The sequence below is a fragment of the Streptomyces exfoliatus genome (genome assembly GCF_000725545.1).
In the GTDB taxonomy this organism is placed as follows: Bacteria; Actinomycetota; Actinomycetes; order Streptomycetales; family Streptomycetaceae; genus Streptomyces; species Streptomyces exfoliatus.
The window spans coordinates 47468-62230 of sequence record NZ_JNZP01000012.1; the positions used below are offsets into that span (position 1 = coordinate 47468).

At 74.4% G+C, this 14763-nt stretch carries 11 protein-coding genes; 5 read left to right on the forward strand and 6 right to left on the reverse strand.

Going from position 1 to position 14763, the window contains the following annotated elements; all coding sequences use genetic code 11:
* Nucleotides 1-111 precede the first annotated feature (111 nt).
* The 3 genes from IO20_RS0114525 (at nucleotide 112) to IO20_RS0114535 (ending at nucleotide 4986) form a co-directional block, all read left to right on the forward strand.
* Entirely contained in the window at nucleotides 112-1173 is a 1062-nt protein-coding gene (locus IO20_RS0114525; RefSeq protein WP_030545263.1) for an ATP-binding protein, read from the forward strand.
* Nucleotides 1170-2975: a vWA domain-containing protein gene (locus IO20_RS0114530; protein ID WP_030545265.1), complete on the forward strand. Its 1806-nt coding sequence runs from the start codon at nucleotides 1170-1172 to the stop codon at nucleotides 2973-2975. Before IO20_RS0114525 ends, IO20_RS0114530 begins: the two co-directional genes overlap by 4 nt.
* 211 nt (nucleotides 2976-3186) lie before the next feature.
* Nucleotides 3187-4986, forward strand: a complete 1800-nt coding sequence (locus IO20_RS0114535) for an ATP-binding SpoIIE family protein phosphatase (protein ID WP_037635488.1) — start codon at nucleotides 3187-3189, stop codon at nucleotides 4984-4986.
* Between the two features lie 21 nt (nucleotides 4987-5007).
* Here IO20_RS0114535 and IO20_RS0114540 read toward each other — a convergent pair whose 3' ends face one another.
* The 6 genes from IO20_RS0114540 to IO20_RS0114565 all read right to left on the reverse strand — a co-directional run bounded on the left by IO20_RS0114540 (nucleotide 5008) and on the right by IO20_RS0114565 (nucleotide 11906).
* On the reverse strand, nucleotides 5008-5592 hold the full coding sequence (locus IO20_RS0114540) for a GAF domain-containing protein (protein WP_030545268.1): 585 nt from the start codon (nucleotides 5590-5592) through the stop codon (nucleotides 5008-5010).
* 25 nt (nucleotides 5593-5617) lie between these two features.
* Nucleotides 5618-6451, reverse strand: coding sequence for a S8 family peptidase (locus IO20_RS0114545; RefSeq protein ID WP_030545270.1), 834 nt, complete (start codon nucleotides 6449-6451; stop codon nucleotides 5618-5620).
* Nucleotides 6448-9741, reverse strand: a complete 3294-nt coding sequence (locus tag IO20_RS0114550) for an adenylate/guanylate cyclase domain-containing protein (protein WP_169749490.1) — start codon at nucleotides 9739-9741, stop codon at nucleotides 6448-6450. Before IO20_RS0114550 ends, IO20_RS0114545 begins: the two co-directional genes overlap by 4 nt.
* 127 nt (nucleotides 9742-9868) lie before the next feature.
* On the reverse strand, nucleotides 9869-10165 hold the full coding sequence (locus IO20_RS42340; RefSeq protein ID WP_030545274.1) for an aroma-sacti cluster domain-containing protein: 297 nt from the start codon (nucleotides 10163-10165) through the stop codon (nucleotides 9869-9871).
* Complete coding sequence (locus IO20_RS0114560; protein ID WP_030545276.1) at nucleotides 10162-10824, reverse strand: iron-containing redox enzyme family protein; 663 nt, start codon at nucleotides 10822-10824, stop codon at nucleotides 10162-10164. Before IO20_RS0114560 ends, IO20_RS42340 begins: the two co-directional genes overlap by 4 nt.
* On the reverse strand, nucleotides 10821-11906 hold the full coding sequence (locus tag IO20_RS0114565) for a radical SAM protein (protein ID WP_030545278.1): 1086 nt from the start codon (nucleotides 11904-11906) through the stop codon (nucleotides 10821-10823). Before IO20_RS0114565 ends, IO20_RS0114560 begins: the two co-directional genes overlap by 4 nt.
* Before the next feature lie 650 nt (nucleotides 11907-12556).
* On the opposite strand from IO20_RS0114565, the gene IO20_RS0114575 reads away from it, so the two are divergent.
* Nucleotides 12557-13762: a glycosyltransferase gene (locus IO20_RS0114575; RefSeq protein ID WP_030545280.1), complete on the forward strand. Its 1206-nt coding sequence runs from the start codon at nucleotides 12557-12559 to the stop codon at nucleotides 13760-13762.
* The gene (locus IO20_RS0114580; RefSeq protein WP_245684952.1) at nucleotides 13734-14750 is read left to right on the forward strand and encodes a DUF6895 family protein; all 1017 of its coding nucleotides are present in this window, start codon (nucleotides 13734-13736) and stop codon (nucleotides 14748-14750) included. Before IO20_RS0114575 ends, IO20_RS0114580 begins: the two co-directional genes overlap by 29 nt.
* The last annotated feature ends 13 nt before the right edge of the window (nucleotides 14751-14763 follow it).

Sequence of the window (14763 nt, forward strand, 5' to 3'; positions counted from 1 at the left end):
GGCGGCGGTTAATTGGGCTGCGCCGTCCCGTCCGCCCCCTCCACACTGTTCGAGCACATCGAACAGCCGAGGCGCGCCCCGGCACCTCACCCGTTCTCAGGAGTTCTCCGCTTGCAGGCAGCCGTCACCGTCACGCCGTCCCGCGTCCCCGAGCTGCTGCTCGGTCTCGCCACCGTCCGGCCCGTCTTCCTGTGGGGCGCGCCCGGGATCGGCAAGTCGTCCCTCGTACGGAACTTCGCCGAGTCCCTCGGCCTGGAATGCGTCAGTCTGCTCGGCACCCAGCTCGCGCCCGAGGACCTCATCGGTGTGCCGCAGATCCGCGACGGCAGGTCCGTGTTCTGCCCGCCGGAGGCCATCGCCAGGGACGAGCCGTACTGCCTCTTCCTCGACGAACTCAACGCGGCGACCGCCGACGTGCAGAAGGCGTTCTACTCGCTGATCCTCGACCGCCGCATCGGGTCGTACGAGCTGCCCGCGGGCTCCATCGTCATCGGCGCGGGCAACCGTGCCACCGACAACGCGCTCGCCCGCCCCATCGCCTCCGCGCTGGTCAACCGGCTCACCCATGTCCATCTGCGCGCCTCCACCACGGACTGGCTCGTGTGGGCGGGCGAGAACGGCATCCATCCGTGGGTCGTCGACTACGTCACCGACCGGCCCGACCACCTGTGGTCCCAGCCGCCCAAGACCGAGGAGCCGTTCTCGACGCCTCGCTCCTGGCACATGCTCTCCGACGCGCTGCACTCCTTCGGGCCGACGCTCGACGAGGAGACCCTCAAGGTCATCGCGCACGGCACCCTCACCCCCCGGCACGCCGTCTCCTTCTGCGGTCACGCCAAGATCGTGCGGCACGCGTACGGCCTCGACGCCATCATCAAGGGCGACGCGTCCTGGCCCCGCCGCGTCGAGGACCGCGATCTGCTCTACTACCTCGCCGACGCCTTCCGGGGCCGGCTCGTCAAGGAACTCCCCGCCGGCAAGGACCAGATCTCGCCCGCCCTGCGGCAGACCGCCCACCGTGCCAAGTCCCTGCTCGTGCAGCTGGCGGAGATCTCCGTCGAGGTCGCCCAGACCGTCATCCGCGACGACGAGGACGGTCAGCCCGTGCTGCCCGCCTGGTTCCTCGTGGAGGCCGCCCGCGACATGCCGCGCCTCGTGGAGGCCCGCCGGTGAGCGGTGCGCCGTCGCGTCGCGGGAAGGCGGCGGGCTCTGACGCGGCCACCGAGGCGTTCCTCGCGGGACTGGCCATCGTCCAGCGCAATCCGGCCCTCGCCGCGCTCGACGCCGACATCTGCCGCACCCGAGACTGCGCGCGCAACCCGCGCCACGGCCTGGCCGTCGTCGACTCCAACGGCAAGGTCCACGTCCACCCCGACCGCCGCGCCGAACCCGCCGACTGGGCCAGGGCCCTCGCCCACTGCCTGATCCACCTCGGCTTCGGCCACGTCCCGGCCCACAAGGAGACCCGCCCGCAACCCGACCGGTTCGACCTCGCCGCCCGCTGCACCGTCGTCGACCGCTTCCTGCTCACGTTCCCCGTCGGCCGCGCCCCGGACAACCTGCCCGTCTCCTACCCCGACGGCGACGAGGAGCAGCTCGCCGGCCGCTGGCGCAGGGACGGCATCCCGCCCGCGTACGAGCACCTCGGTACGGGAGGCGACGTCCCCGACCAGATCCTCGTGCCGTGGTCGACCTGGCACACCCCGCCGGACTGGCAGCTCGCCTTCGCGCACGCCCTGACGCGCACCATGTCCGCCGCCATGGACGTCGCGGGCGGCCGGCGCGAGACGCTCACCGGTGAGCGGCGCCCCAGGCAGCCCTGGGACCGGGCGCTGAGCTGGTTCGTCTCCTCGTATCCCCTGCTCGGCGGCATCGCGGCCGGTCTGAAGATCGTCGCCGACGCGGAGCTCGCCCGTGCGCACGGCATCGGCGTCGCCGCCGTCGACGCGACGCTCGGCGAGATCTACCTCAACCCGCTGCGCCGCTTCGAGGACGAGGAATGGCGGTTCGTCCTCGCCCACGAGATGCTGCACGCCGCGCTGCGCCACGGCGACCGGCGGGGCGCCCGCGACCCGTACCTCTTCAACGTCGCCGCCGACTACGTCGTCAACGGCTGGCTGGTCGAGATGCGGGTCGGCACCATGCCCGAAGGGCTCCTGTACGACCCCGGCCTGACGGGCCTGTCGACGGAGGAGGTGTACGACCGGATCGCGACCGACGTCCGGCGCATGAGGCGCCTGGCCACGCTGAGGGGCAAGGGCACCGGGGACATCCTCGGCGAGCCGCTCGGCGGCGTGCGCCGTGACTCGGTCGACCTCGACGAGTTCTACCGGCGCGGCCTGGCCCAAGGGCTCGACCTGCATGTCAGTGGTGAGCGCGGGGTGCTGCCGGCCGGGCTCGTCCAGGAGATCAGGGCGCTCGCCCACCCGCCGGTGCCCTGGGACGCCCGGCTGGCCCGCTGGTTCGACGAGTTCGTGCCCCGCCCCGAGCCGGTGCGGAGCTACGCGCGGCCGGCCCGCCGCCAGGCGTCCACCCCCGACATCCCGCGTGCCGGACGGTACTTCCCGCCCGAGGAGGTCGCCCGCTGCACCTTCGGCGTCGTCCTGGACACCTCGGGGTCCATGAACGCGGCGCTGCTCGGCAAGGCGCTCGGTGCCATCGCCTCGTACGCCGAGGCGCGCGACGTCCCGGCCGCGCGGGTGGTGTTCTGCGACGCCGCCGCGTACGACGCCGGCTACCTTCCGCCGACGGAGATCGCCGGGAGGGTCCGGGTGCACGGCCGCGGCGGCACGGTTCTCCAGCCGGGCCTGGACCTGCTCCGCCGCGCGGACGACTTCCCGGCGACGGCGCCGGTGCTGATCATCACGGACGGCGCCTGCGACACGCTCCGCGTACGGCCCGAGCACGCCTACCTCGTCCCGGAGGGCGCCTCACTGCCGTTCACGCCCCGCGGCCCGGTGTTCCGCCTCCGTTGAACCTCGTCGGCGCGCACGCACCGCTACCCACGGTGACGCCTCGGTCTGCGGGCCTGCTGTCCTGGGCGTTCCGCGGCACTGCCGACGGGGAACAGGCCCCCGGGAGGCGCACGAGCGGCGGCTCGTCTTCCGCATGCCTCGTGCACTGCGGCCGCTTCCGGTGCATGCTGTGCACCAAAGAGCGTCGAGTTCCTGTCTGGAGGCCGAAAGAGTGAACGGCGGCAGCCGGAGGCGGCGTCTGACCAGCCGGGCCTCCGCCGGCCGGAGCGTCGCGGCGCAACGGTCGGCCGGAAACCGCGGCCGGCTCGGGCGGAGTACCGGCGGGGTCTCCCTCGACCGGCTCTCCGCCCGGGGCCGGCTCGCCTGGCTGAGTTCCGCCGGCTCCAGGATCGGCACGAGCCTGAACCTGGAACGCACCGCTCAGGAGCTGGCCGATTTCACCGTGCCCGGCTTCGCCGACGGAGCCGCCGTGGACATCCTGGAGAGCGTCCTGAGGGGCGAGGAGGGCGCCCGCTGGACCGGCTCGGGCGTCCCCCTGATGCGGGCGGCCGCGCTGAGCGCCGTCGAGTCGCTGTCCTCCCTGGAGCCCACACCGCTGGGAGAGACGTTCCTCCGCGGCGAGCAGCAGCACGAGACGCTCCTCCACCGGTACTGCCTCCGGCAGGGCAGGCCCGTCCTCGTCAGCAGGATCCGCGACGACGACTTCATCAAGGTGGCGCCGACCGAGAGCGCCGCGGCGAAGATGCGGGCCGCCGGGGTGCACAGCTACCTCGCGGTGCCGCTGATCGCCCGCGGGCTGCTGCTCGGCAGCGCCGACTTCGTCCGCGGTCCCGGCAGCCCGCCGTTCTCCTCCACCGACCTCGCGCTCGCGGAACAGCTGGCCTCCCAGGCCGCCGTCTTCATCGACAACGCCCGGCTGTACGGGCGCGAGCGCGCGCACGTGGTCTCGTTGCAGCGCAGTCTGCTGCCGCGGGCCACCCCGGTGACGCCCGGGCTTCTGGTGCACCCCGAGTACGCGCCCTCCACCGCCCACCACGGCGTGGGCGGCGACTGGTACGACGTCATGGCCCTGCCCAGCGGTCGTACGGCCCTGATGGTGGGCGACGTGATGGGGCACGGTCTGCCCGCCGCCGCGACCATGGGGCGCCTGCGGGCGGTCGCCCGTACCCTGATGACCCTCGACATGGCCCCGGAGCGGGTGCTCGCCCGGCTCGACCTGGCCACCCGCGATCTGGAGGACGAACAGGTCGCGACCTGCCTGTGCGCCGTCTACGACCCGGTCGACTCCACGTACACCCTGGCCAGTGCCGGCCACCTGCCCCCGCTCCTGCTCGACGGGCGGGGCTCCGCCGACTTCGTGGACGTGCCGACCGGCGCGCCGCTCGGCGCGGGAGTCATCCCGTACGACCCGGTCCGCCTCAGGGTTCCGACGGGCGGCCACCTGGTCATGTACACGGACGGCCTCATCAAGTCGCGGCACGCGGACCTGGACCACCAGCTCGACCTGCTGCGCACGGCGGCGCGCGACCTGGAACCCGGGACCCTCGAAGACGGCGGCCTGGTCGCCCGCGCCCCGGCCGGCTCCGCCCGGTTCGACGAGGCGGTGCTCCTCACCGCGACGACCGCCTCCGGTACACCGGCCGACCTGCGGGTGTGGCAGCTGCCGCAGGAGGGGCGCGCCGCGTCCGTCGCCCGTGGCCTGGTCACGGAGCAGCTCGCCGCCTGGGACCTGGCCGAGCTCGCCGACGTGTGCGAACTCGTCGTCTCGGAACTCGTCGGCAACGCCCTGCGCTACGGCAACGGTCCCGGCGAGCTCCGGCTGCTGCGCGGCGAGCGCCTCGTCGTGGAGGTCTCGGACACGGGCCCGGACCTGCCCCAGATCCAGCACGCGGACCTCAGCGACGAGGGCGGTCGCGGGCTCCAGCTCATCAACATGCTGTGCCGCCGATGGGGCTCCTGCCGCACGGTGACCGGCAAGGTGGTCTGGGCGGAACAGAACCTGCCGACCTGACCCCCCGCCCCCGCCGCTCTCTCACTCCCCGAGGAGGCGGCGGGCTTCGGAGAGGAGCCGGAGGAGTTCCGTGCGCGAGGGGTCGGGGGAGGCGTCGGGGGCCGGCGCGCGGCGCGTGTGGGTGGTCAGGACGTTCAGGGCGACGGCGGCCTGCCGGGCGAAGAGGCACAGCAGGTCGAGCTCCGTCAGGCTGGACCTGGCCTGCGGAGAGGGATCCAGCACCTCCAGGACCCCGAGGACCCGGTCCCCGTGGACGAGGGGGGCGGCCATCAGCGCGTCCGGAACGTAGCCGGTGGATCGGGCGATGTCCCGGTCGAAGGACGTGCTGTCGTGCAGGTCGTCCACCACCATCGGCTCGCCCGAGGCGGCGACCCAGCCGGCGATGCCCCGGCCGGCCGGGAACCGCCGGCCGACCAGGAAGTCCTGTCCCTGCCCGGAGACGGCCTCGAAGACGAGTTCGTCCTTCTCGGTCTCCAGGAGCAGGATGGAGCTCGCCTGGGCGCCGAAGATGGCGCGTGCGGTGTCGACCACCGACTGCAGGAGCTCCTCCATGGCCGGATCCGGCTGGGGTGCCGCGGACGCGAAGGGGGCGATCGGCTGGGCCATGGGGGTTCCCTTCCGGCGCCGGTCGTTACCGGCTTCCGTGGACACGGACGTTGGCTGCGGACAGGTACAGGGCGTTCTTCAGCTGGAACGGCGTCAGCCGGGGGTGGCTCGACAGGATCCGGGCGCACAGCCCCGCGATGAACGGGGTGGCGAAGCTGTTGCCCGAGCTGCGGATCGACGTGCCTCCGAGCCACGCGACGCGGACCCGCTGGCCGGGGGCGAAGAACTCCACCGGCGGCTCGGGGTTGTACAGGTGGAGGTCCGGGTCGTCCTCCTGGTGGCTGCCCACCGAGATCACCGAGGAGAAGCGCCAGGGGAAGCTCTCCACGTGCGTGTTGTGGGCCGAGGCGACGATCACGGTCTGCTGGAAGTAGGCCTCGTCGGCCAGTCGGCGCAGCTGCTCCACGAAGCGGTCGCTGCTGGTGGACAGGCTCAGGTTGATCACGTCGAACCGCTGGCGGACGGCCCACCTGATCCCTTCGAGAAGGACGTCCCCGCTGCCGGAGAACCGCTCGCCGAGGACCCGGACGCTGGACAGTTCGCAGTCGGGCGCGGTGCGGCGGATGATGCCGGCGCAGGCGGTGCCGTGACCGCAGGCGTCCCCCTCCTCCGTCTCCTCCACGCGCACGCCGTCCTCGTCCTTGAGGACGCGCCACGACCGGGCGACCGGGCCGACCATGGGGTGGTCGCGTTCGACGCCCGAGTCGACCACACAGACGCGGATGCCCTGTCCCGTACCGCCGAGGAGGCCCCCCTCGGGCGGGGACGGCGGACCGTCCGCGTCCACGGGTACGTCGTCGGGGCCGCGCCCTCGCAGGCCCCAGGTGAGTCCGGGCGCCGGTCGCCGCACGGTGGTCATCGCGGTGCCTCCTCTCCGGCTCCGGTGGCCCGTCCGGCGGCGGGCCCCTGTCCCGGCGGGCGGCGACGGCACTGTGCGGCCGTGGCCTCCGCCAGCCGTACGGCTGGCAGATGGCCCTTGGCCGCGAAGTGGCGGCGGGCCCGCGCCGCAGCGTCGGCCGCCTCGGCCGGGCGACCGAGCAGGAGGGCCGTGCGGGCCGCGTCGAGGGCGGCGAGGCCCTGGACGATCGGCGAGTCGGTGCGGCCGGCGGTGCCGAGCGCCCTCGCGGCCAGCCGGGTGGCGGCCGCGTCCTGCCCCCGCGCCGCGGCCAGCCGCGCGCGCAGCCCGTCGAGGTCGGCGGACTCGGCGCGGGCCGGGACCGGTTCGGCACGGGACGGGACCGGTTCGACACGGGACGGGACCGGTTCGACACGGGCCAGGGGCGGTCCGGCGTGCGGCGGGACCGGTTCGCCTCCGGTTCCGAGCAGGTCGGCGAGGACCTCGTGGGCGGTCCGCCGGTCGCCGAGGTCGAGCCGGATGCGGGCGGCATCCAGCCGGGCGCTGCGCAACAGCGCCGTGGCGCCGAGTTTCCGCGCGGCGGCGGCGGCCCGTTCCAGGTTCAGGAGGGCCTCCTCGTGACGGCCGCCCACGTCGGCCACGGTCGCGGCGAAGAGCGGCAGGAAGGCGTCGGCTTCGGCATAGCCGAGCCGCTTCGCGAGGTGCTCCGCCTCCGCGAGGCAGGCCAGGGCCCCGTCGCGGTCGTCGTGGAGGGCGAGCAGCACGGCCAGCGGACAGTTGAGCGTCAGGCGAACGGCCCGGCGGCCCGTGCCCTGGTCGGCGAGGAGTGCGCGACAGCGGGCGACGGCGTCCGGGACCGGCTGGGGGCCGCGCCAGAGCGACACCCCCATCGCGCCGAGGGCCGCCGCCCGCTCGGGCTCGGCGTCCGCGCGGACCGCGTGGTCGAGCGCGCGGTCGAGCAGCCGCTCCGCCGCCCGGTGCCGGCCCTGTTCCTGGGCGCGCTGGGCGAGCCGCAGGCAGGCCCTGGCCTGGCCGAGGTCGTCACCGGCCGCCGCGAAGACCGGCAGGGTCGCGCCGGCGGCCTCGGCGGCCGTCTCGTCGGCCCCTCGGAGTGCCGCTCCGGGGGCCGACGCTCGCGGGGCCGCTCCGGCCGCCCTGGGGGCTCCCTTGCCGGCCGACCCCGATCCATCCGTTCCCGCCGTATCCGCCGTTCCCGCCGTCCGGCCTACGGAGGCCAGGGCCAGGCGGGCGTGTGCAGCCTCCAGGGCGCCCCCGGCGTCCGAGGGGGCCTCCGCGAGGACCTCTTCGAGCAGCGTCCTGCCTTCCGCGCCGCGCCCCAGGTCGAGGAGCGTCTGACCGAGCCGCCGACGCGCCGCCGTGCTGCCCGGCTCGCCCGGCGCGTACCGGGCCGTGGCCCTGGTCAGCAGGTCCGCCGCCCAGACGGGGTCGGCGTGGGCGAGTGCGAGACGACCGGCCTCGGCGAGCGTGTCGGCGGCGCTTCGGCGCAGCCCGTCGGTGTACGGGTCCTGGGCGCCCAGCTCGGCCCGGTAGCGGTACGCCTGTTCCAGGTGGGCGCCGACCGCGGCACTGCCCCGCGCGCGGACCGAGTCGAGGCGGGACGCGCGTTCGTGCCGGTCGGCCCGGTCCTGCTTGGACTGGCTGGCGTGGACGACCTCCTGGATCAGGCCTCCGGCGAAGCGGAACGCCTCGCCGTCCGGCCTGAGCAGCCGGTGCCGGACCAGTCGGCGCAGCGTCGACCGCACCTCGGCCCCGTCCCACTCCTCCGTGGGAGGTCCGGCGAGCGCCGCGAGTTCGTCGGCGGTGAAGTCGCCGCCCAGTACGGACGCGAGCCCCAGGACGAGCTGTTCCGGCGGGTCGAGGGCGTCGATGCGGGCGCCGATCAGGGCCTGGAGCGGGAGCGGGACGCTGTCGGCGTCCACCGGGTCCCCGGCGACGAGCAGTTGTTCCAGGTGCAGCGGGTTTCCGCCCACCCGGGCAAGTACGGCGGGGCCGAGCGGTCCGCCGTCCGCCGTGACGCCGGTGAGTTCGGCCGCGAGGAGCTGTGCCTCGGCGTCGGTGAGCCCGCCGAGCGGCACGGCGTCCGCAAGCAGTTCGGGGCGCTGGTCGAACAGTTGGGGGCGGCCGAGGAGGACGACCAGGACGGCCGCGTCGGTGAGGGCGCGCAGCAGCCGGTCGAGGGCGTCGAAGAACGGCTGGGCGGCCCACTGGCAGTCGTCGACGACCAGCACGACGGGACGCGCGTCGGACAGTTCGGCGAGGACCTTGGCGAGCGCCGCGAAGGTGTCGGCCGGTGACGGGTTGGGCGTCCCGTCGAGGAGCAGACCCCGGTGGAGCATGTCCAGTTCGGGCGAGGGAATGACCGTGCCGCCCGTCCTGAGGAGGTCCGCGACGGCGTCCGCGAGCGGTCCGAGGCTGGGCTGCTCGCCACGGGCCCGGCAGCGGCCCACACCATGCCACGGACGGACGGCCGGGACCGCGGTCGCGGGGTCATCCCCGGATTCCGCCGGAGCGGGCGCGGCCGCCGTCCGGTGGAGCCACTCGCGTACGAGCCTGGTCTTGCCCTGGCCCGCCTCTCCGCCGACCACCAGACGTCCGGCCCGCCGGCTGCGCACCACCCCCTCCAACGCCTCGTCGATCAGGGCCAGTTCACGGGACCGGCCGACGAATCCGAGATCGAAGCGGCGGAGCGCCTCCGGACCGTCCTCCTCGTCGAGGCCGAGCAGCCGATGGGCGGCGACCCGGTCGCTCTTGCCCTTCAGGAGCAGCGGGCCGGTCTCCGTCGTCCGTACGCCGGGACCGGCGGCCGCGAGGGTGTCGGGGCCGATGAGGATCTCCCCGGCGGCGGCGTTCTGTTCGAGGCGGGCGGCGACGTTCACGACCTCACCGGAGACCATGGCCTGACGCGGTGTGGCCGAACCCGTGACCGCCTGCCCGGTGTTGACGCCGATGCGCATGTCCAGGTGGACGCCGACGGCCTGCTCGAGTCGGGTGTTGAGCCCGGCGAGGGCCTCCCGCATGGCGAGGGCGGCGGCGAGCGCCCGGCGGGCGTCGTCCTCCCGGACGGTCGGCACGCCGAAGACGGCCATGACGGCGTCCCCGATGAACTTCTCCACGGTGCCGCCCTGCTCCTCGATCCGCAGCCGCATCAGGTCGAACCAGCGGAGGGTCACCGAGCGCAGGGTCTCCGCGTCCAGGGCGCCCGAGAGGGCCGTGGAGCCCACCAGGTCGCAGAAGAGGACGGTCACCACCTTGCGGCCGGTCGGTCTCGCCATGACCGGCCCCGGGGCGCTCGGGCTGCCGCAGGAGGGGCAGAACCGGGCGCCGGGCGGCAGTGCGCTCCGGCACGAGGCGCAGGTCATGGGTTCCTCCGGTGGGCGCGGGACGGTGGGGCGGCCGGGGTCAGAAGAGGGCGCCACCCGCCACGTCGGCGTGGGCCTGTACCTCGGGGGCCGCCGCGTCGAGACGGCCCCTGATGTCGACGAGCAGGGCCAGTTCCTCGGGGGTCAGCGTGCGCAGGACCTCGTGCTGCTCCTCGCTGAGCGCGTCCACGTCGAAGCCCGCGGCGACGAGTGCGTCGAGCGTGGGCTCCGGCGGGGAACCGGGGGACGGGGTGTCGCTTCCGGGGGCGGTGGGGTCGTACGCACCGGGGTCGTCGTACGGAGCAGGCGCGTCGTACGGTGCGGGGTCGTCGGTCACGGTTGTCCTCCGGGGTCGGCGGCGAGGGAGAGGAAGAGCCGGGTGAGCAGGTTCGCCGTGTGCAGCGCGCTGACGGAGACGGCTGTCCGAAGGACCGGGGTCAGCGGGAGTTCGTCGAGGACCCCGAAGAGGTCGTCGAGGTGGCCGCCGTCGAGTTCCGCGTGTGCCCTGAGCGTGCGGAACGCGCCCTCGGGAAGCCCGGTGGTCGCCGCGAGACGGTCGGCGAGCCGCGGCCCGGGGGCGTTGCCCTCCAGGACGGCGATGTAGCCGAGCAGGGTGACGGGGTGCTCGTGCTCGGTCCGGTAGTACTGTGCGCCCGCGAGTTCGACGGCGACGGGGTGCGGCACGGCGTCCGGCCGGGCACCGGCGGCGGCCAGGTCGTCGAGCAGCCAGAGGTCGTGGCCGCGCTCCTCCTCGGCGTGACGGACGCAGTACGCCGCGAGGCGCCGCGCCGCCGGACCTTCCAGTTCGGCGCACCGCGCGGCGGTCCTTTCGAGGAGCGGCACCGATGCCCGTACGAGCGTGTGCATCGCCGCCAGGTAGCGGGGATACCTGCGCCGCAGTCCGTCCGGTCGCCAGAGGGACGCGACGGCGGCCCTGAGAACGGGGGTGGTGGGCGTGAGCGTGGTCCTGAGCGCGAGGGACGCGGGCGGGTTCATCGGCGGCTCTGCTCCTCTGCGGAAGGCGATTCGACCAGGTGCGCGTAGGGGGCGCAGCCCAGACGACGTACCAGGGCGGCCGGTCCCGCGGCGCGCTGCTGCTCCGCGCCGAGCCGGTCGAGGAGTTCCCCGACCCGGCCCGAGGCGTCGCGGGCCACGCCGGCGAGGACCTCCGGGCGGTCGCCGAGCGCGTGGCAGCTGCGGCAGTAGCCGGCCGGGGCGGGCGCGGTCCCGTAGCGGGAGTGCAGCCGCCGGGGGCCGACGGCGCGCAGCATCCGCAGCACCGGGGAGCCGAGGGAACGCTCGCGGACGGCCGGCCAGTCGTCGTGGGCGATGTGTCCGAGCCGCAGGTGTGGGGGAACGGGGCGGCGGTCCACCGTCCACTGGTTGCAGCAGGCGGCCACGGTCCCGTCGAAGGCGACCACCGGCCAGGCGGCGAGGGCGCACGGTGTCGCCACGTCGCCGTCGGGTCCGGGTGGTGTCGGCCGGACGAGTCCCGCGGCGCGGCCGAGCGGCCGGATCTCGTTGACCAGCATGGGCACCTCCGCCGCGAAGGCGCGGCGTACGTCCGCGACCGCGTCCGCCAGGTAGGGGTCGTCGGCGCCCGTGCCGGTGAGATGGATGCTGACGGGAACACCGGCGTCGAGCACGGTCCGGAGGGTACGCAGCACCGCCGCGCGGGGGACCTCGCGCTCGTGGTGGACGTCGAGACTCGCCGAGAAGTGGTCGAGGGCCGTGATGGCCCGCATGATGCGGTCGGGGACGCGTTCGTCGCGGGCGAAGAACATCCCGCTGAGCAGCGCCACCCGTGAACCCGCCTCGTGCGCGCGTCCGGCCAGGCGGACGACCAGCTCGGGCAGCAGCAGCGGTTCGCCGCCGGTGAGCATGACGACCTCCGGGCGGTCCTCCGTACCGAACGAGCCGACGAAGCGGAGCAGATGCTCCGGGTCGGGCCGTTCGTACGCCGCCATGGAGGAGTCGGTGGAGCAGTGCGCGCAGCTGAGGGGGCAGCGACGGGTGAGCGTCATCAGGAGGCCGCCGCAGGGCACCGGCCGCAGGCCGATGAGCTCCGCAAGATCCATGGCTCCTCCTCCGTGCTTCGTACGCCGCCCGTACGCCGCGCGGTGCGTGGCGCGTTGCGTGGCGCCGTGCGTCGCTCGGATCGTGGACCGGGGCGGCAGACTTCCGGTTCGGGAACGCCTGGTTTCCGGTTAACTCCCTCGTCCGGGCGGGTGTGGACGCCGGTACGAGGGGCGGGCGGGGGCGCGTGAAGGAGCGCGCGGCCCGGGTTCCGTGGTCGTTCCGCGTCCCTGTGGTCGCCGTTTACCGGCGTCGAACCATCGCCCAGGCGTTCCCATACCGGGCGTCCGTACGTTCATTCCCAGCCGGCGCAGCGACGCCGCCGACAGAGGAGGACGAACATGCCCGAGAACACGAACCCGAAGCCGACCGAGGACGAGGACATCGAGGTCGTCGCCCACAGCGAGGACGAGGAGGCCGAGGCCGGCTGCATCGTCAACAACTCCAGCGACCTCTCCTGACCGAGGTCATCGAGTTCTGAAGCACCGCGCGGGCCATCCGGTTCTCGGCACATCGTGCCAGGGACCGGGTGGCCCGCGGCCACCTCGGGCGCCGACCGCCGGACAGCCGATCGACGGACACCCCGTCGCCGGACATCCGGTGTCCACCCGAGGCCCGTGTCGACCATCCACGCCCGAGGGAGCACGCCGTCGTGAAGATCCTGCTCTGCCCGCTCAGCGACGGCGGTTACCTCTACCCCGCCCTCGCGACCGGACGGGAGCTGCGCCGGCGCGGCCATCAGGTCAGCGTCCTGGCCCGGGCCTCCGTCGCGCCCGTCGTGGCCGAGGCCGGACTGCCGCTGGTGACGGCCGAGGAGCTGGGTGGGCGCCGGGCGTTCTCCGCCACGTGGTGGGGGCAGACCGGTCCTGCGCAGTACCGGGCGACGCTGCGCGCGGCCCGGGAGACGGGTGCCGACCTGCTCGTCACCTCCGTGCTGTGCAACGGCCCCCTGCTCGCCGCCGAGACGCTGGACGTTCCGGTCGTGGTGATCGGACTCGCGGCGCACCTGTGGGACTACCGGTCGGGCGGCGACGACGAACCGCACCTGGGCAGGACCCGCAGGAGCCGGACCCTCGACTGCCGGGGGCTCCACGCCGCCACGCGGGAGGAGGTCGGCCTCGCGGGGCGCGCCCCCCGGTGGGCGGACGACCCGCTCCTCGGTGACGCGCTGCTGCTCCGCGGGGATCCCGCGCTGGAGTACCCGGGCGCGCGACTCCCCGAGCGGGTGCGGCACGTGGGTCCGCTGGCCTGGGAACCGACGCCCGAGCGGGCGGAGACCGAGGCGGTCACGGAGCACCTGGCGCGGTCGGGGAAGCCCGTCGTCTACGTCCACCTGGGCCGCTTCTTCGGGGGCGACAGCCTGTGGCCCCGGCTGAACGAGGCGTTCACCGGCGGCCGTTTCCAGGCCGTGGTGGAGCAGGGCCGGTCCACCGAGCCGCGGCCCGCCCCGGGCGCCGACATCATGCTGGTCCGCAAGCCGTGGATGGGACCGCTCGTCGACCTGGCGGGCCTTGTGCTGGCAAACGGCACCTCCGCCCCCGTCCTCGCCGCCCTGCTGCGCGGCCGGCCCCTCGCGCTCTCGCCCAACGGCTCCGAGCAGCCGCTGCTCACCGGCGCCTGCGTACGGGCCGGCGTGGCCGTGCGCGTACCGAACACCCCGTCCGTGGGCCTGTCGCCGCTCATCGAAGAGGCGTGGCACGACGACGGTCTGCGCACGCGCGCCCGTGCGCTCGGCGACCGGCTGGCCGCGCCGGACGGCACGGCCCTCGCGGCCGACGTCGTCGAGCGGGCGGCCCGGCCATCCGCATCCACCACCCCGAAGGAGGACCATGAGTACGCGATCAGCCGGCCTCGATGAGGCCGTGACGAGTCTGTCCGCGGGTGTGCGGCAGTGGATCGGACGGCACGCCGGATACCTCGACTCCCCGGCCGGTCACGCCGAGCTGCCGGTGACCCCGCGGGTGAAGGCCCTGCTGCAGCTCGCGCTGCTCCGCCGCCACTGGGCACGGATCGCCCCCGGGGACCCGGCCCTGGACGAGGTGTCCGGAGTGGTCGAACGCGCCTGGGAACGCCCGGACTTCCCTCGCCTCCTCACCCTCGACCGGCGGTACGCGAGGCAGTTCGAGCTGATGTACGCGGCGCTGGCTCCGGCCGGGGCCGTCACCGGCGCGCCCCGCGCGGTACTGGCCCGCCTGAAGGCCGACGGCTACCTGGAGCCGCGCCGAAAGCCCCCGTACCTCCATCTGGAGGCCAGGTTCTACGCCGATCTCGCGGGCGCGGACCACCGGTTCGCCTCGTACCCGGAGCTGTACGCGGCGAGCCTGCCGGCCCGCGCCGGCACACTGCCCGTGGCAGACCTCGACGTGTGCGTGGTCACGCACACCGTCTTCTACCTCAGCGACTTCGGCCTGCGCGATCCCGGTCTGACGGAGCAGGCCCGTGGGCAGGCGCTCCGTGTCGTGGAACGGCTCACGGACCACTGTGTGGGCCTCGGCGAGTGGGATCTCGTCGGCAAGCTCGTCCTCGCCCAGTACTGCCTGGGCGCGGATCCGCTGGCCACGTCCTCGGGGGCGGCCGGTGTACGGATGCTCGCCGAGGCGCAGTCGCCGGGCGGCGCGATCCCGGGACGGTCCGTCGGCAAGCGCGCCCCCGGGGACGCGACGCCCGTGGAGTTCTTCCGGAGGTCGTACCAGGCGACCCTCGTCACGGCGCTCGCGACGCTGATCGTCGCGAGCGGGCGGACCGGTGCGCTGTCCTCCACCGGAGCATCGGCGTCAGCAGCCACATCCACATCGGCATCCACATCGGCATCCGCATCGACATCGACGGCGAGGGAGGCCCGATGAGCACGGACCAGGC